We start from the raw sequence: 24,428 nt of genomic DNA, 5'->3' as shown, positions 1-24,428 counted from the left end.
GATGAAGTGGAAGGTTGCTGACACACCCGGCCGCTTTGCCATGGCGAGTGTGAAGGAAATTTCCATGGAGAATGTCTATTTTAAAAATAGGCGAAGAAGGAGGGAAAATAATGGCAAAAGAAAAAATTCGTATTCGTTTAAAAGCGTATGATCATCGAATTCTTGATCAATCTGCTGAGAAAATTGTGGAAACTGCAAAGCGTTCAGGCGCGACTGTATCTGGACCGATTCCGTTACCAACTGAAAAAACGGTGTACACGATCTTACGTGCGGTTCATAAATACAAAGACTCTCGTGAGCAGTTCGAAATGCGCACACATAAACGCTTAATTGATATCGTCAATCCGACTCCACAAACAGTAGATTCTTTAATGCGTTTAGACTTACCGTCTGGTGTCGATATTGAAATCAAGTTGTAATTGCGATATAGGAGGTGTGAAAGATGAAAGGAATCTTAGGAAGAAAAATCGGCATGACTCAAGTGTTCGCTGAAAACGGAGATCTTATTCCTGTAACAGTTATTCAAGCGACTCCAAACGTAGTTCTTCAAAAGAAAACGATTGAAAACGACGGTTATGAAGCGATTCAATTAGGTTTTGAAGATTTACGTGAGAAGTTGGCGAACAAGCCTCAAAAAGGTCATGCTGCGAAGGCAAACACCACACCTAAGCGCTTCATTCGTGAAATTCGTGGTGTGAATCTTGCAGAGTATGAAGTAGGTCAAGAAGTAAAAGTGGACATTTTCAACGAAGGTGAAATCGTTGACGTAACAGGTACGTCAAAGGGTAAAGGTTTCCAAGGTGTAATTAAACGCCATGGACAATCTCGCGGACCAATGGCTCACGGTTCTCGTTACCATCGTCGTCCTGGTTCAATGGGTCCGATCGCTCCAAACCGTGTATTTAAATCAAAAGAGCTTCCAGGCCGCATGGGTGGCGAGCGTGTGACAGTACAAAACTTAAAAGTTGTTAAAGTAGATCCAGAACGCAACTTAATCTTAATTAAAGGAAACGTGCCAGGTCCGAACAAAGGACTTGTTATCATTAAAAGCGCGGTTAAAGCGAAATAATTTCTTTAAGAAAGGAGGAAATACCCAATGCCAAAAGTAGCATTGTACAACCAAAACGGAGAAAACATCGGTGAAATCGAATTAAACGATGCCGTATTTGGTATTGAACCGAACAAACATGTGTTATTTGAAGCGGTAATTATGCAACGTGCTTCCTTACGTCAAGGAACTCATAAAACAAAAAATCGTGCAGAAGTAAGTGGCGGTGGTCGTAAGCCATGGCGCCAAAAAGGTACTGGACGCGCTCGCCAAGGATCGATTCGTTCTCCACAATGGCGCGGCGGTGGTGTTGTATTCGGTCCGGTTCCACGCAGCTACAGCTACAAACTTCCAAAAAAAGTTCGTCGCTTAGCGATTAAATCGGCATTATCTTCAAAAGTGCTTGAAAACAGCATTGTTGTATTAGACAATTTAACGCTTGAAGCACCAAAAACAAAAGAAATGGTTAAGATTTTAAACAACCTTTCTGTTGATCGCAAAGCGTTAATTGTAACAGCAGATGCAAACGAGAACGTCATTCTTTCAGCTCGCAACATTCCAGGAGTTACAGTTGTGACAGCAAGCGGAATTAACGTTCTTGATGTACTCAACCACGACAAGCTTGTCATTACGAAAGCTGCTGTGGAAAAAGTAGAGGAGGTGCTTGCATAATGAAAGATCCTCGCGATATTATTAAGCGCCCCGTCATTACTGAACGTTCAACAGAGTTAATGACTGAAAAAAAATATACGTTCGAAGTTGATGTGAAAGCGAACAAAACAGAAGTAAAAGATGCGATCGAAGCGATTTTCGGCGTGAAAGTAGCGAAGGTCAACATTATGAACTACAAAGGAAAGTTCAAACGTGTTGGTCGCTACAGCGGATTAACAAACCGCCGTCGCAAAGCGATTGTTACATTAACGCCAGACAGCAAAGAGATCGAACTATTTGAAGTATAAGTTTAAAAGTGAAGGAGGGAAATGGACATGGCGATTAAAAAATATAAGCCAACGTCTAACGGTCGTCGTGGTATGACGGTTTTAGACTTCTCTGAGCTTACAACAGATAAGCCGGAAAAATCGTTGCTTGCCCCTTTAAAGAAAAAAGGCGGTCGTAACAACCAAGGTAAATTAACAGTTCGTCACCAAGGTGGCGGTCATAAACGTCAATATCGTATTATTGACTTTAAACGCGATAAAGATGGCATTCCAGGACGCGTTGCTACAATCGAATACGATCCAAACCGTTCTGCGAATATCGCATTAATTCATTATGCCGATGGTGAAAAACGTTACATCATCGCACCGAAAAACTTAGAAGTTGGCATGGAAATCATGTCAGGTCCAGATGCGGACATTAAAGTAGGTAACGCATTACCTTTAGCAAACATTCCAGTTGGTACAGTTATTCACAACATCGAATTGAAACCTGGTAAAGGCGGACAATTAGTGCGCGCTGCAGGTACATCTGCACAAGTGCTTGGTAAAGAAGGTAAGTACGTACTTGTTCGTTTATCTTCAGGTGAAGTTCGCATGATTTTAGCAACTTGCCGCGCAACAGTCGGTCAAGTTGGTAACGAACAACATGAGCTTGTGAACATCGGTAAAGCCGGACGCGCTCGTTGGTTAGGCATTCGTCCAACAGTTCGCGGTTCTGTTATGAACCCAGTCGATCACCCACACGGTGGTGGTGAAGGTAAAGCACCAATCGGACGTAAGTCTCCAATGACTCCATGGGGCAAACCAACACTTGGATTCAAAACGCGTAAGAAGAAAAATAAATCTGATAAATTTATCGTACGTCGTCGTAAAAAATAACGGGGTTGAGCTACGGTTCAAAAGAACCGTAGAGCAATCACGAAAGGAGGTTCACTTATGGGTCGCAGCTTGAAAAAAGGTCCTTTTTGTGATGATCATTTAATGAAAAAAATTGAGAAATTGAATGAAACTGGACAAAAACAAGTGATCAAAACGTGGTCTCGTCGTTCAACAATTTTCCCACAATTCATCGGTCACACAATCGCTGTTTACGATGGTCGTAAACACGTTCCAGTTTACATCACAGAGGACATGGTCGGTCATAAGCTCGGTGAGTTCGCGCCAACGCGCACGTACAAAGGTCACGCTGCTGATGACAAGAAAACAAAACGTTAATATGAGAGGAGGCTTCATTTATGCAAGCTAAAGCTGTTGCTAGAACGGTTCGAATTGCTCCTCGTAAAGCTCGTTTAGTGATTGATTTAATTCGAGGAAAGCAAGTGAGTGAAGCAGTTGCGATTCTTCGCCATACGCCAAAAGCTGCTTCTCCGATTATCGAGAAAGTATTAAAATCTGCAGTGGCAAACGCAGAACACAACTATGATATGGACGTGAACAAACTTGTTGTTACAGAAGCTTATGTGAACGAAGGACCAACATTGAAACGTTTCCGTCCTCGTGCACAAGGTCGTGCGAGCGCAATTAACAAACGCACAAGCCATATCACGATCGTTGTTTCAGAAAAGAAGGAGGGATAATCAGTGGGTCAAAAGGTAAATCCAATCGGTCTTCGCATTGGTATTATTCGTGATTGGGAATCAAGATGGTACGCTGAGAAAGATTACGCGGACCTTTTACACGAAGATCTTAAAATTCGCGAATACCTCACAAAGCGCTTAAGCGATGCAGCTGTTTCTCGCATTGAGATCGAGCGTGCAGCAAATCGTGTAAATATTACAATCCATACGGCGAAACCAGGAATGGTAATCGGTAAAGGTGGATCTGAAGTTGAAGCGCTTCGTAAAGCGTTAAACGAATTAACTGGCAAACGTGTTCATATCAACATCGTTGAAATTAAAAAGCCAGACTTAGAAGCAAAACTTGTTGCGGAAAATATCGCGCGTCAAATCGAAAACCGCGTATCATTCCGTCGTGCGCAAAAACAAGCGATCCAACGCACAATGCGTGCAGGTGCTAAAGGAATTAAAACGATGGTATCTGGTCGTTTAGGTGGAGCAGATATCGCTCGCTCAGAACATTATAGCGAAGGAACAGTTCCACTTCATACTCTTCGCGCTGACATTGACTACGCAACAGCAGAAGCGGATACAACATACGGAAAAATCGGCGTGAAAGTATGGATTTATCGTGGAGAAGTCCTTCCTACGAAAAAGAAAACTGAGGAAGGAGGAAATTAATCATGTTAATGCCAAAACGCGTAAAATATCGTCGTGAACATCGCGGTCGCATGAAAGGTCGTGCAAAAGGCGGTACGGAAGTACATTTTGGTGAGTACGGCTTACAAGCATTAGAGCCAGCGTGGATTACAAACCGTCAAATCGAGGCTGCTCGTCGTGCGATGACTCGTTACATGAGACGTGGCGGTAAAGTATGGATTAAAATTTTCCCTTCAAAACCATACACAGCAAAACCACTTGAAGTGCGCATGGGTTCCGGTAAAGGTGCTCCAGAAGGTTGGGTAGCTGTTGTTAAACCTGGTAAAGTAATGTTTGAAATCGCGGGAGTTTCTGAAGAAGTGGCTCGTGAAGCATTACGTCTTGCTTCTCACAAACTTCCAATCAAATGTAAATTCGTAAAACGTGAAGAAATTGGTGGTGAATCAAATGAAAGCTAAAGAAATTCGTGAACTTACCACTGCCGAGATTGAACAAAAAATTAAAGCGTTGAAAGAAGAGTTATTCAACCTTCGCTTCCAATTGGCAACAGGTCAATTAGAGAATACTGCTCGTATTCGTGAAGTACGCAAAGCGATTGCGCGTATGAAAACTGTTATTCGCGAAAGAGAGATCGCTGCTAATAAATAATTGAAATCGAGGGGAGGTTCGCACAATGAGTGAACGCAACAATCGTAAAGTTCTCGTCGGCCGTGTTGTTTCCGATAAAATGGATAAAACAATTACGGTTCTTGTAGAAACTTATAAAAAGCATCCTCTTTACGGCAAGCGCGTAAAGTATTCGAAAAAATATAAAGCACATGACGAAAACAACGTAGCAAAAGTGGGCGACATCGTAAAAATTATGGAAACACGTCCTCTTTCTGCGACAAAACGTTTCCGTCTTGTTGAAGTAGTCGAAAAAGCTGTTATTGTTTAATGAATATGTTCGGGATGATGGATACAAATCCGAAAGGAGGTTTCGTCAATGATTCAACAAGAAACTCGTATGAAAGTTGCTGATAACTCTGGTGCACGTGAAGTGCTTGTCATTAAAGTGCTAGGTGGTTCTGGTCGTCGTTATGCGAACGTTGGCGACATCGTTGTGGCGACAGTTAAAGATGCAACACCAGGTGGCGTTGTTAAAAAAGGTCAAGTCGTTAAAGCGGTTGTCGTTCGTACGAAACGCGGTGTGCGCCGTACAGACGGTTCTTACATCCGTTTTGATGAAAATGCTTGCGTAATCATTCGTGATGACAAGAGCCCACGTGGTACACGTATTTTCGGGCCAGTTGCTCGCGAACTACGTGAAAAAGACTTTATGAAAATCGTTTCTTTAGCTCCAGAAGTGATTTAATGAAAAGGGAAAGCCTTTTAAGGAGGTGCGATTCAGATGCATGTAAAAAAAGGTGATAAAGTACAAGTGATCTCTGGTAAAGATAAAGGCAAACAAGGCGTTATTCTTGCTGCGTTTCCAAAGAAAAACCGAGTGCTTGTTGAAGGTGTAAACATCGTGAAAAAACACGTAAAACCTTCTCAAGCAAATCCACAAGGCGGCATCATCAACCAAGAGGCGCCAATCCACGTATCAAACGTAATGCCTCTTGATCCAAAAACAGGATTACCAACTCGTGTTGGTTACAAAGTGGTTGACGGTAAAAAAGTTCGCTATGCGAAACGTTCTGGTGAAATTTTAGACAAATAATGAAGTGACTGAGGAAGGGAGGTACTCAAATGAACCGCCTTAAAGAAAAGTATTTAAACGAAGTTGTTCCTGCTCTTATGAGCAAGTTTAACTATAAATCTGTAATGCAAGTTCCAAAAATCGAAAAAATTGTTATCAACATGGGTGTTGGTGACGCGGTACAAAACGCAAAAGCGTTAGATAATGCAGTAGAAGAACTCGCATTAATTTCTGGTCAGAAGCCAGTTGTTACACGCGCGAAAAAATCAATCGCTGGTTTCCGTCTTCGTGAAGGAATGCCAATCGGGGCAAAAGTAACGCTTCGCGGTGAGCGCATGTACGAGTTTTTCGATAAGCTCGTGTCTGTTTCTTTACCGCGTGTTCGCGACTTCCGTGGCGTTTCTAAAAAATCGTTCGATGGACGCGGTAACTACACATTAGGTGTAAAAGAGCAATTAATTTTCCCTGAAATTGACTACGATAAAGTAAACAAAGTTCGCGGTATGGACATCGTTATCGTTACAACTGCGAAAACAGATGAAGAAGCTCGTGAATTACTTACATTGCTCGGTATGCCATTCCAAAAATAATCATTCCCATTCGTAAAAAGAGGGAGGCGAAAACGTGGCTAAAAAATCAATGATCGCGAAACAAAAACGCACACCAAAGTTTAAAGTACAAGCGTACACTCGTTGTGAGCGTTGTGGACGTCCACACTCTGTATATCGCAAATTTAAACTTTGCCGTATTTGTTTCCGTGAATTAGCGTATAAAGGTCAAATTCCTGGTGTGAAAAAAGCAAGCTGGTAATAAACCCATGAGTTGGGAAGGAGGTAAAACATAATGGTGATGACAGATCCAATTGCAGATATGCTTACTCGCATTCGTAATGCGAACATGGTGCGTCACGAGAAACTTGAAGTTCCTGCTTCAAAAATCAAAAGAGAAATCGCTGAAATTTTAAAGCGTGAAGGTTTCATTCGTGATGTCGAATACATTGAAGATAACAAACAAGGTATTCTTCGAATTTTCTTAAAGTACGGTCCAAATAACGAACGCGTAATTACAGGTCTTAAACGCATCAGCAAACCTGGTTTGCGCGTATATGCGAAAGCTGATGAAGTACCACGCGTATTGAACGGTTTAGGAATTGCGATTCTTTCAACGTCTCAAGGTATTTTAACTGACAAAGAAGCACGTCAAAAACGTACTGGCGGCGAAGTGTTAGCATACATTTGGTAATTATTTTGCAACGAATGGAGGTGTAGTACATGTCACGTGTTGGTAAAAAACCATTGGAAATTCCAGCTGGTGTTACAGTTACATTAAACGGTAACACAGTTACTGTAAAAGGTCCGAAAGGTGAACTTACTCGTACGTTCCATCCAGATATGGTCATTAAATTAGAAGGTAACGTTTTAACAGTTGAGCGTCCAAGCGATGAGAAACATCATCGTGCGCTTCACGGAACGACTCGTAGCTTGCTTGCAAACATGGTTGAAGGTGTTTCAAAAGGTTATGAGCGTGCGCTTGAGCTTGTCGGTGTCGGTTACCGTGCGACAAAACAAGGTAAAAAGCTTGTATTAAGCGTAGGATACTCTCACCCTGTTGAAATCGAACCGGAAGAAGGGCTTGAAATCGAAGTTCCTTCACAAACAAAAATTATCGTTAAAGGTGCGGACAAACAACGTGTTGGTGAATTAGCAGCAAACATTCGTGCCGTTCGTTCACCAGAACCTTATAAAGGAAAAGGTATTCGCTACGAAGGCGAAGTTGTACGTCGTAAAGAAGGTAAAACAGGTAAGAAATAATGCTGCTTAGGTAAATGAAAGGAGTGACACGAATGATCACTAAGCTTGATAAAAATGCAGTTCGCAAAAAAAGACACGCTCGTGTTCGTCGTAAAGTAGTAGGAACTGCGGAACGTCCACGCTTAAATGTGTTCCGTTCAAACAAACACATTTACGCACAAATTATTGACGATATGAAGGCCGTGACGCTTGTTAGCGCGTCAACGTTAGATAAAGAATTCGACTTAGAATCAACAGGCAATGTTGAAGCAGCTCAAAAAGTGGGCGAATTAATTGCTAAACGTGCACTTGAAAAAGGAATCACATCGGTTGTATTCGACCGTGGCGGATATTTATATCATGGACGTGTTAAAGCACTTGCAGACGCTGCTCGTGAAGCTGGATTACAATTCTAATTAAGAAGGAGGGACAGAGATGCGTCGCATTGATCCAAATAAACTTGAACTAGAAGAACGCGTTGTTGCCGTTAACCGCGTAGCTAAAGTAGTAAAAGGTGGACGTCGTTTCCGTTTCGCTGCGTTAGTCGTTGTTGGTGACAAAAACGGTCATGTCGGTTTCGGAACTGGAAAAGCACAAGAAGTTCCAGATGCTATTCGCAAAGCGATTGAAGACGCGAAGAAAAACTTAATTACTGTGCCGATCGTTGGTACAACTATTCCACATGAAGTGATCGGACATTTCGGTGCAGGTGAAATCATTTTAAAACCAGCATCTGAAGGTACTGGGGTTATCGCTGGTGGTCCTGCGCGTGCGGTATTAGAGTTAGCAGGTATTAGCGATATTTTATCGAAGTCAATCGGTTCCAACACACCAATTAACATGGTGCGCGCAACAATCGACGGTTTGAAACAGTTGAAACGGGCTGAAGAGGTAGCAAAATTGCGCGGTAAAACAGTTGAGGAACTGTTAGGATAAGGGAGGGAAAAATGATGGCGAAAAAATTAGCAATTACCCTCACTCGCAGTGTAATCGGTCGTCCGCAAGACCAACGCGTGACGGTTAAAACATTAGGTTTGAAAAAATTGCATCAAACAGTTGTTCATAACGACAATCCAGCCATTCGTGGAATGATCAATAAAGTTTCTCACCTTGTAACAGTAAAAGAATTAGAAGAATAAGGAGGTGCCTCGGCATGAAGCTACATGAATTACAACCAGCACCGGGTTCCCGTAAAGAACGCAACCGTGTTGGTCGTGGTATCGGCTCTGGTAACGGAAAAACTTCTGGTAAAGGACATAAAGGGCAAAACGCGCGCTCTGGTGGCGGCGTACGCATTGGCTTTGAAGGTGGTCAAACGCCTTTATTCCGTCGTTTACCAAAACGCGGCTTTACAAACATTCATCGTAAAGAATATGCGATCGTTAACCTTGAAGCATTAAATCGCTTTGAAGACGGTACAGAAGTAACACCAGAATTGCTGCTTGAAACAGGCGTAGTAAGCAAGCTAAAAGCAGGCATCAAAGTTCTTGGCGATGGTGAGCTTACGAAAAAATTAACAGTAAAAGCTCATAAATTCTCTGCTTCTGCAAAAGAAGCGATCGAAGCTGCTGGCGGTACAACTGAGGTGATTTAATGTTTCGAACAATCTCCAATTTTATGCGCGTGGGTGATATAAGAAGAAAAATTTTGTTCACCCTTCTTATGCTCATTGTATTTCGTATCGGTACGTTTATTCCTGTGCCGGGCGTGAATGCAGACGTACTAAAAATGCAAGACCAGTTCAATGCCTTTGGCGTATTGAACACATTCGGTGGCGGCGCCTTGAAAAATTTCTCGATTTTTGCGATGGGCGTCATGCCATACATCACTGCATCCATCATCGTACAACTATTACAGATGGATGTTGTTCCTAAATTTACGGAATGGTCGAAACAAGGGGAAGTAGGCCGCCGTAAGCTTGCTCAGTTTACTCGCTACTTTACAATTGTGCTTGGGTTTATCCAAGCGTTCGCTATGTCTTATGGGTTTCATAATATGTCTGGTGGTGTGCTCATTAAAAACCCAGGCATTCCGACATATTTGCTTATTGCGCTCGTTTTAACAGCAGGGACTGCCTTTTTAATGTGGCTCGGTGAGCAAATTACCGCGAAAGGTGTTGGGAACGGTATTTCTGTTTTAATTTTCGCAGGGATTGTGTCTGGTATCCCAACAACGCTTAACCAAATTTACGTTCAGCAGTTTGAAAATGCTGGTGATCAGCTGTTTTTACGTATCGTGACAGTTTTGTTAGTCGCTTTAGCAGTCGTTGCAGTTATCGTTGGTGTCATTTATATGCAACAAGCGTTTCGGAAAATTCCGATTCAATATGCGAAGCGATTAGAAGGACGTAGTCCAGTAGGTGGTCATTCGACGCACATTCCGTTAAAAGTGAATCCGGCAGGTGTTATTCCGGTTATTTTTGCGGTGTCGTTTATTATTACTCCACCGACGATTGCATCGTTTTTCGGCTCGAATGATGTAACATTATGGATTAAAAAAGTTTTTGACTACACGCAACCAGTTGGGATGATCATATACGTCGCTTTAATTGTTGCCTTTACGTATTTTTATGCGTTTGTTCAAGTTAATCCAGAACAAATGGCGGACAATTTGAAAAAGCAAGGTGGTTATATTCCAGGCATTCGTCCAGGAAAGAACACGCAAGAATTCATTACACGCGTTTTGTATCGATTAACTTTCGTCGGAGCTCTATTTTTAGCAGCAATCGCTGTTCTTCCTGTCTTCTTTATCGAGTTCGCTAAACTGCCGCCTTCTGCTCAAATTGGAGGAACGAGCTTGCTAATCGTCGTCGGCGTTGCTTTGGAGACGATGAAGCAGCTAGAAAGCCAATTAGTGAAGCGCCATTATAAAGGCTTTATTAAATAAAAAGAGGTGTTGGGAATTTTATTCCCTCTACCTCATACAGAGCTGAGGGGGAGAAATTGATGAATTTAGTATTGATGGGACTGCCGGGTGCCGGAAAAGGGACACAGGCAGAAAAAATCGTTGAGAAATACAAAATTCCTCACATTTCTACTGGGGATATGTTTCGAGCAGCGATCAAAGAAGGGACAGAGCTCGGTTTACAGGCGAAGTCGTACATGGATCGTGGCGATCTTGTTCCAGATGAAGTGACAATCGGCATTGTTCGTGAGCGATTAAGCAAGGACGATTGCCAAAACGGATTTTTGCTTGACGGTTTTCCAAGAACGGTTGCTCAAGCAGAAGCGTTAGAAACACTTCTTCAACAGTTAAATCGTTCGATTGATTACGTCATTAACATTGAAGTAGATAAAAGCATTTTGATGGAACGTTTAACAGGCAGACGCATTTGTAAAGAATGTGGCGCAACATATCATCTCGTATTCAATCCGCCAGCTCAAGCAGGTGTTTGCGATAAATGTGGTGGAGAGTTGTATCAACGTGCAGATGATAATGAAGCGACCGTAGCAAATCGTCTTGAAGTTAATATGAAACAAGCGCAGCCGTTGCTCGATTTTTATGAAGCAAAAGGGTACTTGCGCAACATTAACGGACAACAACACATCGATCAAGTGTTTGCTGACATTTGTGAATTACTTGGGGGCTTACAATAATGATCATTTGCAAAACCCCACGCGAAATTGAAATTATGCGTGAAGCTGGCCGAATTGTTGCCTTAACTCATCAAGAATTACAAAAATATATCGAGCCAGGCATAACGACAAGAGAGCTCGATCATATTGCTGAAACGTTCATTCGCAAACATGATGCAATTCCTTCGTTTAAAGGATATAATGGATTCCAAGGGAGCATTTGTACGTCCGTAAACGAAGAACTCGTTCATGGCGTTCCGGGAGACCGTGTGCTTCGCGAAGGAGATATTATTAGCATCGATATTGGCGCAAAATATAATGGATATCATGGCGATTCGGCTTGGACATATCCGGTTGGCGTCATTTCCGAAGAGGCGAAAAAGCTTTTAGAAGTGACAGAGCAATCGTTGTATCGCGGATTGGAAGAAGCGAAACCTGGCGCACGGTTAACGAACATTTCTCATGCGATCCAAACGTATGTCGAGACGCATAACTTTTCGGTTGTGCGTGAGTATGTTGGGCATGGAATTGGTCAAGACTTACATGAAGATCCGCAAATTCCACATTACGGTCCACCAAACAAAGGGCCGCGGTTAAAGCCAGGAATGGTTCTATGCATTGAACCAATGGTGAATGCAGGAACCCGTTATGTTCGCACGTTAGAAGATAATTGGACGGTCGTCACAGTAGATGGCAAACTTTGTGCTCACTTCGAGCATACGATTGCGATTACTGAGACGGGATATGAAATTTTAACAACACTTTGAACGCTTTAACCTTCTTTGCGGATGCGCATCGTAAGCTTTAAACTGGTCGTGTTAGTTGAACATGTTACTCATTTCAAAAAAGAAGGGAGAGCCGTTCAATGGCGAAAGACGATGTAATTGAAGTGGAAGGTACAGTCGTTGAAACGTTGCCTAATGCCATGTTCCGAGTGGAACTTGAAAACGGTCATACTGTTTTAGCTCACGTTTCAGGTAAAATTCGTATGCATTTTATTCGCATTTTACCAGGTGATAAAGTGACGGTGGAATTATCACCTTACGATTTAACACGTGGAAGAATTACGTATCGATATAAATAACACTCCGCACGAACAAGGAGGTAAGTTCACATGAAAGTTAGACCATCTGTAAAACCGATTTGCGAAAAATGCAAAGTCATTCGCAGACGCGGAAAAGTTATGGTGATTTGTGAAAATCCAAAGCATAAGCAAAAACAAGGATAAAACTTGAGGAGGTGTACAAATTATGGCACGTATTGCAGGTGTAGATATTCCTCGTGACAAACGTGTAGTCATTTCATTAACATACATTTACGGAATCGGTAAAGCAACTGCACAAAAAATCTTAGCAGAAGCTGGCGTATCTGAAGACACTCGCGTTCGCGATTTAACAGAAGAAGAATTAGGAAAAATTCGCGAAATTGTAGATCGCTTAAAAGTAGAAGGAGATCTTCGTCGTGAAGTATCTTTAAACATTAAGCGTTTAATGGAGATCGGTTGCTACCGTGGTCTTCGTCATCGTCGCGGATTGCCAGTTCGTGGCCAAAATACGAAAAACAATGCTCGTACACGTAAAGGTCCACGTCGTACAGTAGCGAATAAGAAAAAATAATTAAGTAAAGGAGGTTCATGAACGAATGGCACGTAAAACGAATACGCGTAAACGTCGTGTAAAAAAGAATATTGAATCTGGTATCGCTCATATCCGTTCGACTTTTAACAACACAATCGTCACAATTACAGACGTTCATGGAAATGCAATTTCTTGGTCAAGTGCGGGTGCGTTAGGCTTCAAAGGTTCTCGTAAGTCTACTCCGTTCGCTGCACAAATGGCTGCAGAAGCTGCTGCAAAAGCATCAATGGAGCATGGCATGAAAACTGTTGAAGTAAACGTAAAAGGTCCAGGTGCTGGTCGTGAAGCAGCGATTCGTGCACTTCAAGCGGCTGGATTAGAAATTACAGCAATTAAAGATGTTACACCGGTTCCACATAACGGATGCCGTCCGCCAAAACGTCGTCGTGTTTAATTTCTCTGTATAGAATTTGCGTATGTGTCAATAATGGGATATAGTCATTCTTACAGGGAAATGAAAAACAGTTGTTGTGCACATTCGGGAACTTATTCATGGGGGAATTTCGATTGAGCTGTCATCGGTTTAATCGGGGTTTCGACGTTTTGAAGGAGGGTTAAAGGAATGCTGGAAATTGAAAAGCCGAAAATCGAAACGGTTGAAATCAGCGAGGATGCCAAATATGGCAAATTCGTCGTTGAACCACTTGAGCGTGGATATGGTACAACTTTGGGTAACTCCTTACGTCGTATCCTGTTATCCTCACTCCCTGGTGCCGCTGTAACATCTGTTCAAATAGATGGTGTATTGCACGAGTTTTCAACAATTGATGGCGTCGTGGAAGATGTAACAACGATCATTTTAAACATTAAAAAGCTAGCGCTAAAAATTTATTCGGACGAAGAAAAGACGCTTGAGATTGATGTACAGGGTGAAGGAGTCGTTACAGCTGCCGACATTACTCACGATAGCGATGTAGAAATTCTCAATCCAGACCTTCAGATTGCTACATTAGCAAAAGACGGTCGTTTACGGATGAGAATGACAGCAAAACGCGGACGTGGGTACACACCAGCTGACGCTAACAAGCGCGAGGATCAACCGATAGGTGTTATCCCGATCGATTCCATTTATACGCCGGTATCGCGCGTATCGTACCAAGTCGAAAATACGCGCGTCGGTCAAATGACAAATTACGACAAGTTAACGATCGACGTGTGGACAGATGGTAGCATCGGCCCGAAAGAAGCAATCTCACTAGGGGCAAAAATTTTAACAGAGCACTTAAACATTTTTGTGAACTTAACAGATGAAGCGCAACACGCTGAAATCATGATCGAAAAAGAAGAAGATCAAAAAGAAAAAGTGCTCGAGATGACAATTGAAGAGCTTGATCTTTCTGTTCGTTCGTACAACTGCTTAAAGCGTGCTGGCATTAATACAGTACAAGAGCTTGCGCAAAAAACAGAGGAAGATATGATGAAAGTGCGCAACTTAGGCCGCAAGTCGCTTGAAGAAGTAAAGGCGAAGTTAGAAGAGCTAGGATTAAGCTTACGTAAAGATGACTAGTTAAGCGTTTGGTTAACTAGGCATTTTCATGTTAAAAGTGAAATAAAGGAGGGACATCACATGTCTTACAGAAAATTAGGACGCACAAGCTCTCAACGTAAAGCATTGCTTCGTGACTTAGTGACAGACTTAATCATTAATGAGCGAATTGAAACAACAGAAGCTCGTGCAAAAGAGTTGCGTTCTGTTGTAGAAAAAATGATTACATTAGGAAAGCGCGGCGATTTGCATGCACGTCGTCAAGCGGCTGCATTCGTACGCAAAGAAGTCGCAAACACAGAAACAGGTCAAGATGCGATTCAAAAATTGTTTAGCGACATCGCACCTCGTTACCAAGACCGTCAAGGTGGTTATACGCGCATTATGAAACTTGGACCACGCCGTGGTGACGGTGCGCCAATGGTTATTATTGAACTAGTTTAATACGTTTTTACAAGGGCGAGACAGTTTTTGAACTGGATCTATGCCCTTTTTTTGTTTTCTTTTTTGTAGTAGAGTAGAGAGTAAGAAAATTCAGAAGAGATGAGGAGAGAGACGTGGAAGTTGCAGTACGTGTAGAACATGTGAGTTTTCAATATGCAAATGAACAAACACATGCCCTGCAAAACGTGTCGTTTCAAGTGCACAAAGGCGAATGGGTAACGATTGTCGGACATAATGGCTCAGGGAAGTCCACGCTTGCAAAGTTGTTAATTGGATTGCTACCACCGACAAGCGGCACGATTCACGTATGTGGGATTCCATTAAATGACGAAACGGTATGGGACGTACGTGAGCGATTAGGTATTGTATTTCAAAATCCAGATAACCAGTTTGTTGGAACGACTGTTCAAGATGATGTTGCCTTCGGTCTTGAAAATCGCGGCGTACCAAAACATGAAATGGAAAAGCGCATAAAAGAAGCGTTACAAAAAGTAGGTATGGAAAATTTCGTTAATGATGAACCACATCGTCTGTCAGGTGGACAAAAGCAACGTGTGGCGATCGCAAGCGCCATTGCTCTTCAACCAAATATCATTATTTTAGATGAGGCAACATCGATGCTTGATCCGAATGGCAAAAAAGAAGTGCTTCAAGTGATCCGATCACTTCGTCGTGAACACGATATGACGGTTATTTCAATTACTCATGACTTAAATGAAGTGGCAAAAGCCGACCGAGTGATTGTCATGAATAAAGGAAAGATCGCAATAGAGGGAACACCTAAACATATTTTTGCGCATGGGACGAAGTTAGAAGAAATGGGGTTAGACTTACCGTTTTCGCTGCAACTAAGTCAACGGTTGAAGGACAATCGTATTCCGATTACAACCGATCATTTGACAATAGAGGGGTTGGTGAGTGAATTATGGACATTGTATTCCGCCATGTCGAACATCGCTACCAAATAAATACCCCTTTTGAGAAGCGAGCGCTGTACGATATTCATGTTAACATTCGTAGCGGCTCGTATGTTGCGGTGATCGGTCATACCGGATCAGGAAAATCCACCTTTTTACAACATTTAAACGGTTTACTTCAACCGACAAAAGGGACGGTTCATCTTGGCAATTGTACAATTACAGCAGGAAAAAAAGAAAAACAGTTAAAGCCTTTAAGGAAAAAAGTAGGCATTGTGTTTCAATTTCCTGAACATCAACTATTTGAAGAAACAGTAGAAAAAGATATTTGTTTTGGACCGATGAACTTTGGAATGACAGAAGAGGAGGCGAAAGCTCGCGTTAGTGAGTGGTTAGCGCTTGTCGGATTGCCAGAAGACGTGCGACATAAATCCCCATTTGCTTTGAGCGGTGGGCAAATGCGTCGGGTGGCTATTGCGGGTGTGCTAGCAATGGGCCCAGAGGTACTCGTGTTAGATGAACCTACTGCAGGGTTAGATCCTCGTGGGCGAAAAGAAATGATGGATATGTTTGCACAACTCCAACGACAAAAAGGAATGACGATTGTGCTTGTTACACATAGCATGGAAGAGGCAGCACGCTATGCGGATGACATTATCGTGATGCATCAAGGAACGATTGTGCGAAGAGGAACACCTGAACATATTTTCCAACACGTCGATGATTTAATAAACCTCGGGTTAGATGTCCCTGAAACGGTTTTGTTTCAGCGGGCAATCGAACAAAAATTCGGTGTGCAGTTTCACACCCCATGTTTGACGATAGAAGATGTCGTTACAAACTTACAAACGTTATTTAATAAGGTGAAGCGCATATGATGAACAGTATGATTATTGGAAAATATGTTCCCGGAGATTCTCTTATTCATCGTCTTGATCCACGCACGAAATTGTTGTTCATGTTTATATATGTATTCATTGTGTTTCTTGCTAATAACGGCTGGACATACGGATTGTTGACCTTTTTCACATGTGTGTTGTTGCTTTTATCACGCATCCCATTTTCATTTATGGTGAAAGGGTTAAAGCCAGTTTTATGGATTATCGTATTCACATTTCTTCTTCATGTATTGTTAACAAAAGAAGGAGAGATCGTTTTCCAATGGCTTGGGATCGAAGTGTACGATAAAGCGATTCAACAGGGGACGTTTATTTCGTTGCGCTTTTTACTTCTCATTGTTGTTACAACACTAGTGACGTTAACGACGACGCCGATTGAAGTGACAGATGGTATGGAGTCGTTGCTTTCACCGTTAAAAAAGTGGAATATACCTGTGCATGAACTAGCGTTAATGATGTCGATTTCCCTTCGCTTTATCCCAACATTGATGGAAGAAACCGAAAAAATTATGAAAGCTCAAACGGCCCGCGGTGTCGATTTTTCAAGCGGACCGCTATCAGAACGGATGAAGGCGATGACGGCGTTGCTCGTTCCGCTATTCATTAGCTCCTTTAAACGAGCAGAAGAGCTGGCTATTGCCATGGAAGTACGCGGATATCGGGGCGGCCGAAATCGAACAAAATGGCGCGAGTTAACATGGAGACGAATAGATACAGCTTTTATGCTTTTGCTTGGCCTATTGGCTATTTTGCTATGGTTACTTCGTTCATAAAAAGGAGCGAACATCATGAGAAGAATCAAATGCACTATTGCGTACGATGGTACGCATTTTGCGGGGTACCAAATTCAACAACAAAAGCGAACGGTACAAGGAGAGCTTGAGCGTGCGCTTTCGATCATTCATAAGGGACAATTTGTTCGCGTATATGCGTCAGGACGGACGGACGCTACGGTCCATGCATATGGACAGGTGATTCATTTTGACACACCGCTGTCTATTCCAGATGAGAAATGGCCGAAAGCGCTAAATGCGCTCCTTCCCGATGATGTCATTGTGAAAGAAGCAAGCGAGGTACCTTCTTCTTTTCATGCGCGGTTTAGTGTGAAAAAGAAAGAATATCGTTACCGTGTCTGGATAGGAGAGAAAAACGTATTTTTACGCCATTACGTCTATCACCATCCGTATGATGTTAGTGTCCCAGCGATGAATGAAGCCCTTCGTTATTTAATCGGAACGCACGATTTTACGAGTTTTTGTTCAGCAAAAACAGAAGTGGATGATAAAGTTCGTACAATTTATGAAGCGGAAGTTGTTCAGGAAGGAGAAGAGCTTATCTTCCGTCTCGTTGGCAATGGCTTTTTATACAATATGGTTCGCATTATCGTTGGAACAGTGCTAGAAGTCGGGCGTGGAGAACGATGCGCAGAAGAGATCAAAACAATTTTGGAACAGAAAAATCGAAGCGTTGCGGGAAAGACAGCCCCAGGTCACGGTCTTTATTTGTGGCATGTTTCGTATGACAACTAATCCAGGTGTAACATTTTCTTGACATTGGGTGTTGAAAGAGATATTATATCATATGGTATGTATTTTAAACCCACGATTAGCCCCGGAAATTAATCGTGTTGAAATAAATATCGCTTGTTCATTTTTTATTTTAGGAGGGAAAACAAATGCGTACGTATATGGCGAAGCCAAATGAAGTAGAACGTAAATGGTACGTTGTTGATGCAGAAGGCAAAACGTTAGGACGTCTTGCTAGTGAAGTTGCTGCAATTTTGCGCGGTAAACATAAACCAACTTACACACCGCATGTTGACACTGGTGATCATGTGATCATCATCAACGCAGAGAAAGTTGAATTAACAGGTAAAAAATTAACAAACAAATTATACTACCGTCACAGCTTACATCCAGGCGGATTAAAAGTAAGAACAGCGCTTGAAATGCGCACAAATTATCCAGAGCAAATGCTTGAAAGAGCAATTCGTGGCATGCTTCCAAAAGGTAGCCTTGGTCGTCAAATGTTCAAAAAATTGCACGTTTACCGCGGAAGTGAACATCCGCATCAAGCACAAAAACCAGAAGTTTACGAACTTCGTGGATAATTGATTAAAGGAGGGCATTATTTTGGCACAGGTACAATACTACGGCACAGGCCGTCGCAAAAGTTCAGTTGCGCGTGTGCGTCTCGTTCCAGGTGAAGGACGTATTATAGTAAATGGTCGTGACATTCGTGATTATGTTCCATATGAATCGTTAGTTGAAGTTGTAAAACAACCGCTTGTTTTAACAGAAACATTCGGTAGCTATGATGTGTTAGTAAACGTAAGCGGCGGTGGATTTACAGGTCAAGCAGGCGCAATTCGTCACGGTATCGCTCGTGCGTTGTTGCAAGTTGACCCTGAATATCGTCAAACATTAAAGCGTGCAGGATTATTAACGCGCGACTCTCGTGTGAAAGAGCGTAAGAAATACGGTCTTAAAGGCGCTCGTCGTGCACCACAATTCTCAAAACGTTAATTCAAAAATCTCGGCAATTATTTGCCGAGATTTTTTTGTATATCTCTCCTTCTTACGTGGACAATATGTGTGAGGAGGGATAAAAAGTTGGGAATACTTACGTCGTTTACGGTAAAAAAGGTAGAAAAGCAACTGATTGATGAACGAAATGCATTGCGCGATCTTTCTTATCGTGAACTGTGGGAACGTACGCGCACGTATTGGAAGCGATACATTGTTATTTCTGAATGTATTGAAACAATATGTATTGATGTGGCGATTGAAGCATATTTGATCGGAGTGCATTATAGTCGTTTTATATATTATGGTGAATCAACGGAAGCGGTGAGGGGACGTTGTATTGATGAATATACGCAACTCATTTATGAATTGTATGAGCATATGAAAGAATACGGAGACGACATGTACGATGTATGTGCCCGTTACATAGATGAATGGTGGAAAGAAGGAATCGGAAAAGGACTACGTCGACAACGTCTTCGTTTAAAGTAATTGTTCTAAATTCCTCTCTTGTCCCATATAACATAAATAGTGGGGAGGAGAAGGGGTCAACTACCCCCACTTAGCTAACGCTTGAAGTGGGGGCTTGCAACTCCCCAGAAGTGCGAGCGGACTTTGTCCTCCTTCCTTGACTTGGGGTTGCATCAAGGGGCAGGTTGACAACTACCCAACGATGCAGGTCATGCCTACATCGTTACCGATTCTCTCGGTGTGTCTGTTGGCAGTACTTGGCTTCCACACACAACAGACGGACCTACGCTCGATGTTTTACGGTTACAACGTTTCCTGTAACCAACTCCATACATCGAGTAGTGGCGGTTATTGGAGTGCCTTTATTTAACGGTTTTCTCCACGCCTTTATTATCTCATACACAAAAGAAAGGGGGGAACGCGCATTCCTCACCCACTTACTCCCTTTGGTCGTTGAAGTGGGAGTCTCCTGCGCGAAATAGGATGAAAATACGTGTTGTCGTTGTTTTTATTGTTTTTGTCCTTTTTTTGCAGTTTTACGTACTCCATGATCGCTCATGGAAAGCATGGAGTTTACCGTTATCGGGGAAAATTATCATCCTTGATCCAGGGCACGGGGGACCTGATGGAGGAGCGGTTGGAGGAGACGTTTTGGAGAAAGAAATTGCGCTACATGTGGTGTTGAAATTACGCGATTATTTGCAACAACAAGGTGCGCTTGTTCAAATGACAAGAGAAGGAGATCACGATTTAGCTAGCGAACAGACAAGAGGATATAGCCGAAGAAAAATAGAAGACTTACAACGGCGAGTGCAGTTTGTTAATGAGTCAGAGGCAGATTTTTTCATTAGTATTCACTTAAATGCCATCCCTTCGCCGAAGTGGAGAGGCGCACAAGTTTTTTACTATCCTTCATTAGAGGAAAATGCAAGATTAGCTAAGTTTATTCAACAAGAGCTACGTGTCAATTTGGAAAATACACATCGATTGGCGAAGCCCATTCAAACGGTATATTTATTAAAAATGGCTAAAAAGCCAGGGGCTTTAGTTGAAATTGGTTTTTTATCAAACGAGGAAGAACGAAAACTACTAACGTCTTCATCGTATCAGGAAAAGTTAGCGGCTTCGATTTACAAAGGCATTTTACGTTACGTATCAAATGAACGTGATCCTTCTGAGTGAGAAGGATTCATTTTTTTATCCAGAAAATTATGTTATATTGAAAGTGTGAAACCGAATACATAAGGATTGGTGAGGTGCAATGTTGACAGAAAAACAAGTTGTGGAGCTACTCGAAACGATTTACGACCCTTTTTTGAAAAAAACGTTTAAAGAAACAGGTGCAATTCAAGAAGTTAAAATAAATAAAGAAAAAGGGCTAGTAAGTGTAAAAATTGCTTTAGCGAAAACAGGAACGGCAGAACAACTTCAAGTGCAACAAACCGTTGTGCAACGTTTAAAAGACGCAGGAGCGTCTTCTGTCGGGCTTCGTTTTGCCCAATTGCCGTTTGAAGAGGAACGTACAACAAATGAACCGGTTTATTTAGCGATTGCGAGCGGAAAAGGAGGGGTAGGAAAATCAACCGTATCCGTCAATTTAGCCGTTTCGCTTGCTCGGCTTGGGAAAAAAGTTGGGTTAATTGATGCAGATATTTATGGATTTAGTGTACCGGATATGATGGGCATTACAGAACGTCCGGTTGTTCGTGGAGAAAAAATTATTCCCGTTGAACGTTTCGGTGTAAAAGTGATTTCGATGGGGTTTTTTGTAGAAGATAACTCGCCGGTTATTTGGCGTGGACCGATGCTTGGGAAAATGTTAAAAAACTTTTTTGACGAAGTGGAATGGGGAGAATTAGACTACTTATTATTAGATTTACCACCAGGTACAGGGGATGTAGCGTTAGATGTGCATACAATGCTCCCAACATCGAAAGAAATCATCGTAACAACTCCTCACCCAACGGCTGCTTTTGTTGCAGCGAGAGCGGGGGCGATGGCCGTTCGGACGAATCACGAAGTTGTTGGTGTTATCGAAAATATGTCTTATTTTGAAAGTAAAACAACCGGTGAAAAAGAATATATTTTCGGAAAAGGGGGCGGCCAAAAATTAGCGGAAGAATTGCAGACGGATTTACTTGGGCAACTGCCGCTTGGACAGCCGGATTGGAACGATGAGGATTTCGCTCCTTCTATATATGGTGAAGATCATCCAATTGGAAAAGTATATATGGATATTGCTAAAAAAATTATTGCAAAATTACGGTGAGGGGCTTAGTCGCCCCTCATGCTGTTTGATCTTCACTTGATCCTTCTTGATCCGATTTTTTCTTATCGCCTTGCATTTCTTCTGCTGCTTTGATGAGGATGTCTTCAATTTTTGCTTTAAATAACGGGCTGTTGAATGTTTCTGTAATGACTTTTTGTAAGTGAGCTCGAAAATCTTTGTTTTTCATTTCTGTTTGTATTAATTTTTTCATTTCTGGGTTTTGCATAATGTCCACAATCATAGCTTGATATTCGGGATCTTTCATTAACGCTTTTAATAATTTTTCATGCTCTTCTTGCATGCTTTTCGCGAAACTTTGCGCGAACTTTGGGTCTTCAAACGCTTTTTTCCAGAACCCTTTTCCTTTTTCAGAGGTTAATGTTTCTTCGATAGTTTTTTTTACAATTTGTTGATCCATAACAAGCTGTTGTTTGACTTTTTCATCACTCATCACTTCTTGAATTGCTTTTTTTCCTTCGTCTGTTTTTAAAATATCAACGACCATTTTTTTCGTTTGGTCGTAATCGGGTTGCGCAGGAGTTTTTTCTTGCTGGGCACACCCTGTCATCATTAATACGTAACTAAACACGAGGAGCAAAAGTGTTCGATTCATCATCAAGGGCCCCTTTCAACAAATTTCCTTACTGTTAATATTCAATGTTCTTTGAAAAAATATTCGCTAGCATTTTTCTTATTTCGTTGATAGAATTTTGAAAGGGATATTGAGAAGTGGAGGTTGCATAAGTGAACAGTCGAAAGTGGGTTCAATTATTTTTTTCTACGTTGTTTGTCGGCGGAATAAGCACGGGGATTGTTGGCTTTGTTGTGAAATGGAATGAATACGCACATCTTTTCACATCGTTTGAGATAAAAGAAATTTTATCTGTTCTCGTTTGGCTTATTGGTGTAGGTTTCATTTTTAGCGTCATTAGTCAAATGGGCTTTTTTGCATACTTAACGATTCATCGTTTTGGACTTGGAATTTTCCGATCTGTCGGACTATGGAATGCGGTACAAATTGTTCTCATTGCTTTTGTTTTATTTGATCTCGTTTATTTTCGCTACCAACTGTTTGCGAAAGAAGGCGAATCGATCGTCAGCTATGTACTCGTTGCTTTATTGATTTTTTTGTTTGGACTTGTTGTAGCCTATGTAAAAATGCGTGAGACAAATAAAGAAGCGTTTGTTCCTGCGTTATTTTTTATGGTTGTTGTAACGGTGATTGAGTGGTTTCCGGTATTGCGGATCAACGAAGAAAATTGGTTGTATTTAATGTTGTTTCCGTTATTGATTTGTAATGCGTATCAGTTGCTTACATTGCATCGACTTTTGCGGAAATAAAATGAGGCTTGCTGCCTCATTTTATTTCTTTACTTTTTATATGAGCGTTATTGACAAGATCGGATATGGTCACACTTTTATATCCTTCTTTTTTCATCCAAACGATAATTTGCTCTAATGCATGAGCGGTTTGCTTCGCTGAGTCTGATGCATGGAGTAACACAATATCTCCGCCTTTTGCGTTTTTTGTCACATTTTCAACAATGGCATTTACGCCAGGATTAAGCCAGTCTTTTGAATCAACACTCCAATGAACAACAGTATGACCAAAAGAATGAACAACTTTCAAAACGTTTTTATTAAAATTTCCTGTCGGCACGCGTAGGAAAGGGGTATGTTTAATGCCTAACGTATCAAACACTTTTTTAGCTTGAGCTAAGTCACGAATAATTTTCCCTCTCTCTAGTTCAGTATAGTTTTTGTACTCATAACCCATACTCCCGATCTCGTGTCCATCATCTACGATTTTTTTTACGATGCGTGGGTGACGTTCAGCCCAAGAAGCAGATAGAAAAAATGTAGCTTTCACTCCATGTTTTTTTAGTACGTTTAAAACAGGTATCGCATTTGTTTCTCCCCAACTAATATCAAATGTCAATGCGAGCTCATTGTTTTTATTTTCGACTTTGTAAATGGCTTTCGGCCCAGGGTCAGTGGAAAATACAAACTCACTTGCAAGCTGTTGAATATAAAAAATCGAAGCTGTGACGAAGGCAATTGATATGATGAGAAGCCATTTTTTTATTTCTTTTCCGTCGAGTATATAAAAAAACTTCAACATTTGTCCCCCCTTGTCCTTTTTATCACCATCTTATGCAAGAAATAACATGATATGATCAATGAATATAACGAGAACATTTTTTGAAAAAATAATGTTGACAACAAAATAAAATGTATGTTAAATTAATAAACGTCGTCAGCAACGAAAAATGTGGTTGACGATAAGTGAAAAAAGTGTTAAAATGCTGAAGTCGTTGTTTGACAAAGATGTTCCTTGAAAACTGAACGAAGCGAAAAGCGTAAAGAAGCTAGAGATATGAACTTTCTATGGAGAGTTTGATCCTGGCTCAGGACGAACGCTGGCGGCGTGCCTAATACATGCAAGTCGAGCGGACGAATCGAAAGCTTGCTTTTGATTCGTTAGCGGCGGACGGGTGAGTAACACGTGGGCAACCTGCCCTGTAGACGGGG

At 41.7% G+C, this 24,428-nt stretch carries 42 protein-coding genes and 1 rRNA gene; 41 read left to right on the top strand and 2 right to left on the bottom strand.

The genetic code is table 11. The features are described 5' to 3' along the window. Positions 1-110: 110 nt before the first annotated feature. The 39 genes from rpsJ (at position 111) to LD028_RS13530 (ending at position 21,896) form a co-directional block, all read left to right on the top strand. Complete coding sequence (gene rpsJ / locus LD028_RS13720) at positions 111-419, top strand: 30S ribosomal protein S10 (protein WP_021095335.1); 309 nt, start codon at positions 111-113, stop codon at positions 417-419. 23 nt (positions 420-442) lie between these two features. Then, positions 443-1,069 (top strand): 50S ribosomal protein L3, encoded by a 627-nt coding sequence (gene rplC / locus LD028_RS13715; RefSeq protein ID WP_004888665.1) that lies wholly within the window; start codon positions 443-445, stop codon positions 1,067-1,069. A 27-nt stretch (positions 1,070-1,096) separates the two neighbouring features. Next, positions 1,097-1,720, top strand: coding sequence for a 50S ribosomal protein L4 (gene rplD / locus LD028_RS13710; protein WP_006322654.1), 624 nt, complete (start codon positions 1,097-1,099; stop codon positions 1,718-1,720). Beyond that, complete coding sequence (gene rplW / locus LD028_RS13705) at positions 1,720-2,007, top strand: 50S ribosomal protein L23 (protein ID WP_003397660.1); 288 nt, start codon at positions 1,720-1,722, stop codon at positions 2,005-2,007. Before rplD ends, rplW begins: the two co-directional genes overlap by 1 nt. 27 nt (positions 2,008-2,034) lie before the next feature. Next, on the top strand, positions 2,035-2,865 hold the full coding sequence (gene rplB / locus LD028_RS13700; RefSeq protein WP_003397662.1) for a 50S ribosomal protein L2: 831 nt from the start codon (positions 2,035-2,037) through the stop codon (positions 2,863-2,865). 57 nt (positions 2,866-2,922) lie between these two features. After that, a complete protein-coding gene (gene rpsS / locus LD028_RS13695; RefSeq protein WP_004888674.1) occupies positions 2,923-3,201 on the top strand; it encodes a 30S ribosomal protein S19 in 279 nt (92 codons plus the stop codon). A gap of 20 nt (positions 3,202-3,221) precedes the next feature. Beyond that, entirely contained in the window at positions 3,222-3,563 is a 342-nt protein-coding gene (gene rplV / locus LD028_RS13690; protein WP_006322652.1) for a 50S ribosomal protein L22, read from the top strand. Positions 3,564-3,566: 3 nt separating this feature from the next. After that, a complete protein-coding gene (gene rpsC / locus LD028_RS13685) occupies positions 3,567-4,223 on the top strand; it encodes a 30S ribosomal protein S3 (RefSeq protein ID WP_003397666.1) in 657 nt (218 codons plus the stop codon). A 2-nt stretch (positions 4,224-4,225) separates the two neighbouring features. Then, complete coding sequence (rplP, locus tag LD028_RS13680; protein WP_003397670.1) at positions 4,226-4,660, top strand: 50S ribosomal protein L16; 435 nt, start codon at positions 4,226-4,228, stop codon at positions 4,658-4,660. Continuing rightward, entirely contained in the window at positions 4,650-4,850 is a 201-nt protein-coding gene (rpmC, locus tag LD028_RS13675; RefSeq protein WP_003397671.1) for a 50S ribosomal protein L29, read from the top strand. Before rplP ends, rpmC begins: the two co-directional genes overlap by 11 nt. A gap of 25 nt (positions 4,851-4,875) precedes the next feature. Continuing rightward, on the top strand, positions 4,876-5,139 hold the full coding sequence (rpsQ, locus tag LD028_RS13670; RefSeq protein WP_003397674.1) for a 30S ribosomal protein S17: 264 nt from the start codon (positions 4,876-4,878) through the stop codon (positions 5,137-5,139). Positions 5,140-5,187: 48 nt separating this feature from the next. Further along, on the top strand, positions 5,188-5,556 hold the full coding sequence (gene rplN, locus LD028_RS13665; protein ID WP_003397675.1) for a 50S ribosomal protein L14: 369 nt from the start codon (positions 5,188-5,190) through the stop codon (positions 5,554-5,556). Positions 5,557-5,592: 36 nt separating this feature from the next. Beyond that, positions 5,593-5,904, top strand: coding sequence for a 50S ribosomal protein L24 (gene rplX, locus LD028_RS13660; protein WP_012573859.1), 312 nt, complete (start codon positions 5,593-5,595; stop codon positions 5,902-5,904). A gap of 29 nt (positions 5,905-5,933) precedes the next feature. Continuing rightward, positions 5,934-6,473: a 50S ribosomal protein L5 gene (rplE, locus tag LD028_RS13655; protein WP_077429977.1), complete on the top strand. Its 540-nt coding sequence runs from the start codon at positions 5,934-5,936 to the stop codon at positions 6,471-6,473. A gap of 34 nt (positions 6,474-6,507) precedes the next feature. Next, entirely contained in the window at positions 6,508-6,693 is a 186-nt protein-coding gene (gene rpsN, locus LD028_RS13650) for a 30S ribosomal protein S14 (protein WP_003397678.1), read from the top strand. Positions 6,694-6,726: 33 nt separating this feature from the next. Further along, positions 6,727-7,125, top strand: coding sequence for a 30S ribosomal protein S8 (rpsH, locus tag LD028_RS13645; protein WP_003397680.1), 399 nt, complete (start codon positions 6,727-6,729; stop codon positions 7,123-7,125). A 29-nt stretch (positions 7,126-7,154) separates the two neighbouring features. Next, positions 7,155-7,694: a 50S ribosomal protein L6 gene (rplF, locus tag LD028_RS13640; protein WP_006322642.1), complete on the top strand. Its 540-nt coding sequence runs from the start codon at positions 7,155-7,157 to the stop codon at positions 7,692-7,694. 32 nt (positions 7,695-7,726) lie between these two features. Then, a complete protein-coding gene (gene rplR / locus LD028_RS13635; RefSeq protein ID WP_009361496.1) occupies positions 7,727-8,089 on the top strand; it encodes a 50S ribosomal protein L18 in 363 nt (120 codons plus the stop codon). Between the two features lie 19 nt (positions 8,090-8,108). Beyond that, positions 8,109-8,609 carry a 30S ribosomal protein S5 gene (gene rpsE, locus LD028_RS13630; RefSeq protein WP_004888691.1) on the top strand — a complete coding sequence of 167 codons (501 nt, stop codon included), beginning with the start codon at positions 8,109-8,111 and terminating at the stop codon, positions 8,607-8,609. A 14-nt stretch (positions 8,610-8,623) separates the two neighbouring features. Next, positions 8,624-8,812 carry a 50S ribosomal protein L30 gene (gene rpmD / locus LD028_RS13625; RefSeq protein ID WP_035020776.1) on the top strand — a complete coding sequence of 63 codons (189 nt, stop codon included), beginning with the start codon at positions 8,624-8,626 and terminating at the stop codon, positions 8,810-8,812. Positions 8,813-8,826: 14 nt separating this feature from the next. After that, a complete protein-coding gene (gene rplO, locus LD028_RS13620) occupies positions 8,827-9,267 on the top strand; it encodes a 50S ribosomal protein L15 (RefSeq protein WP_006322638.1) in 441 nt (146 codons plus the stop codon). Next, positions 9,267-10,559 (top strand): preprotein translocase subunit SecY, encoded by a 1,293-nt coding sequence (secY, locus tag LD028_RS13615; RefSeq protein ID WP_012573862.1) that lies wholly within the window; start codon positions 9,267-9,269, stop codon positions 10,557-10,559. Before rplO ends, secY begins: the two co-directional genes overlap by 1 nt. Before the next feature lie 59 nt (positions 10,560-10,618). Continuing rightward, the gene (locus LD028_RS13610) at positions 10,619-11,269 is read left to right on the top strand and encodes an adenylate kinase (RefSeq protein WP_077429975.1); all 651 of its coding nucleotides are present in this window, start codon (positions 10,619-10,621) and stop codon (positions 11,267-11,269) included. Then, complete coding sequence (gene map / locus LD028_RS13605; protein WP_237812082.1) at positions 11,269-12,015, top strand: type I methionyl aminopeptidase; 747 nt, start codon at positions 11,269-11,271, stop codon at positions 12,013-12,015. Before LD028_RS13610 ends, map begins: the two co-directional genes overlap by 1 nt. Before the next feature lie 98 nt (positions 12,016-12,113). Continuing rightward, the gene (infA, locus tag LD028_RS13600) at positions 12,114-12,332 is read left to right on the top strand and encodes a translation initiation factor IF-1 (RefSeq protein WP_003247618.1); all 219 of its coding nucleotides are present in this window, start codon (positions 12,114-12,116) and stop codon (positions 12,330-12,332) included. A gap of 30 nt (positions 12,333-12,362) precedes the next feature. Further along, positions 12,363-12,476: a 50S ribosomal protein L36 gene (gene rpmJ / locus LD028_RS13595; protein ID WP_000868344.1), complete on the top strand. Its 114-nt coding sequence runs from the start codon at positions 12,363-12,365 to the stop codon at positions 12,474-12,476. Positions 12,477-12,498: 22 nt separating this feature from the next. Further along, on the top strand, positions 12,499-12,864 hold the full coding sequence (gene rpsM, locus LD028_RS13590) for a 30S ribosomal protein S13 (RefSeq protein WP_003397691.1): 366 nt from the start codon (positions 12,499-12,501) through the stop codon (positions 12,862-12,864). A 25-nt stretch (positions 12,865-12,889) separates the two neighbouring features. Beyond that, positions 12,890-13,279 (top strand): 30S ribosomal protein S11, encoded by a 390-nt coding sequence (rpsK, locus tag LD028_RS13585; protein WP_003397692.1) that lies wholly within the window; start codon positions 12,890-12,892, stop codon positions 13,277-13,279. A gap of 168 nt (positions 13,280-13,447) precedes the next feature. Further along, entirely contained in the window at positions 13,448-14,392 is a 945-nt protein-coding gene (locus LD028_RS13580; protein ID WP_012573864.1) for a DNA-directed RNA polymerase subunit alpha, read from the top strand. A gap of 60 nt (positions 14,393-14,452) precedes the next feature. Beyond that, on the top strand, positions 14,453-14,815 hold the full coding sequence (rplQ, locus tag LD028_RS13575) for a 50S ribosomal protein L17 (RefSeq protein WP_003397694.1): 363 nt from the start codon (positions 14,453-14,455) through the stop codon (positions 14,813-14,815). 113 nt (positions 14,816-14,928) lie between these two features. After that, entirely contained in the window at positions 14,929-15,783 is an 855-nt protein-coding gene (locus LD028_RS13570) for an energy-coupling factor ABC transporter ATP-binding protein (protein WP_237812081.1), read from the top strand. Beyond that, positions 15,741-16,610 (top strand): energy-coupling factor ABC transporter ATP-binding protein, encoded by an 870-nt coding sequence (locus LD028_RS13565; protein ID WP_237812080.1) that lies wholly within the window; start codon positions 15,741-15,743, stop codon positions 16,608-16,610. The genes LD028_RS13570 and LD028_RS13565 overlap by 43 nt, the downstream gene beginning before the upstream one ends. Then, the gene (locus tag LD028_RS13560; protein WP_077429971.1) at positions 16,607-17,404 is read left to right on the top strand and encodes an energy-coupling factor transporter transmembrane component T family protein; all 798 of its coding nucleotides are present in this window, start codon (positions 16,607-16,609) and stop codon (positions 17,402-17,404) included. The genes LD028_RS13565 and LD028_RS13560 overlap by 4 nt, the downstream gene beginning before the upstream one ends. Positions 17,405-17,419: 15 nt before the next feature. Then, positions 17,420-18,160, top strand: coding sequence for a tRNA pseudouridine(38-40) synthase TruA (truA, locus tag LD028_RS13555; RefSeq protein ID WP_237812079.1), 741 nt, complete (start codon positions 17,420-17,422; stop codon positions 18,158-18,160). A gap of 146 nt (positions 18,161-18,306) precedes the next feature. Next, positions 18,307-18,741 (top strand): 50S ribosomal protein L13, encoded by a 435-nt coding sequence (gene rplM, locus LD028_RS13550; protein WP_012573869.1) that lies wholly within the window; start codon positions 18,307-18,309, stop codon positions 18,739-18,741. Positions 18,742-18,763: 22 nt separating this feature from the next. Next, the gene (gene rpsI / locus LD028_RS13545) at positions 18,764-19,156 is read left to right on the top strand and encodes a 30S ribosomal protein S9 (protein WP_003397701.1); all 393 of its coding nucleotides are present in this window, start codon (positions 18,764-18,766) and stop codon (positions 19,154-19,156) included. An 87-nt stretch (positions 19,157-19,243) separates the two neighbouring features. Then, complete coding sequence (locus tag LD028_RS13540; RefSeq protein WP_237812078.1) at positions 19,244-19,648, top strand: DUF2521 family protein; 405 nt, start codon at positions 19,244-19,246, stop codon at positions 19,646-19,648. Positions 19,649-20,110: 462 nt separating this feature from the next. Continuing rightward, positions 20,111-20,809: an N-acetylmuramoyl-L-alanine amidase CwlD gene (gene cwlD / locus LD028_RS13535; protein WP_237812077.1), complete on the top strand. Its 699-nt coding sequence runs from the start codon at positions 20,111-20,113 to the stop codon at positions 20,807-20,809. 79 nt (positions 20,810-20,888) lie between these two features. Continuing rightward, positions 20,889-21,896, top strand: a complete 1,008-nt coding sequence (locus LD028_RS13530; RefSeq protein ID WP_237812076.1) for an Mrp/NBP35 family ATP-binding protein — start codon at positions 20,889-20,891, stop codon at positions 21,894-21,896. 16 nt (positions 21,897-21,912) lie between these two features. Here the strand turns inward: LD028_RS13530 and gerD are convergent, their stop codons facing one another. After that, the gene (gene gerD, locus LD028_RS13525; protein WP_006322620.1) at positions 21,913-22,512 is read right to left on the bottom strand and encodes a spore germination lipoprotein GerD; all 600 of its coding nucleotides are present in this window, start codon (positions 22,510-22,512) and stop codon (positions 21,913-21,915) included. A gap of 128 nt (positions 22,513-22,640) precedes the next feature. Here gerD and LD028_RS13520 point away from each other — a divergent pair, with 128 nt between their 5' ends. Next, complete coding sequence (locus LD028_RS13520) at positions 22,641-23,237, top strand: KinB-signaling pathway activation protein (RefSeq protein WP_004888716.1); 597 nt, start codon at positions 22,641-22,643, stop codon at positions 23,235-23,237. Between the two features lie 16 nt (positions 23,238-23,253). On the opposite strand, the gene pdaB is transcribed toward LD028_RS13520, so the two are convergent. After that, positions 23,254-24,015 carry a polysaccharide deacetylase family sporulation protein PdaB gene (gene pdaB, locus LD028_RS13515; protein ID WP_237812075.1) on the bottom strand — a complete coding sequence of 254 codons (762 nt, stop codon included), beginning with the start codon at positions 24,013-24,015 and terminating at the stop codon, positions 23,254-23,256. Positions 24,016-24,281: 266 nt separating this feature from the next. Between pdaB and LD028_RS13510 the strand changes: the two genes are divergently transcribed. Next, a 16S ribosomal RNA gene (locus LD028_RS13510) occupies positions 24,282-24,428 on the top strand; the annotation flags it as partial.

Origin of the sequence: Anoxybacillus sp. LAT27 (assembly GCF_022030075.1) — a bacterium.
Taxonomy (GTDB): domain Bacteria; phylum Bacillota; class Bacilli; order Bacillales; family Anoxybacillaceae; genus Anoxybacillus; species Anoxybacillus kestanbolensis.
This window is presented reverse-complemented; position numbering and strand designations above follow the sequence as displayed.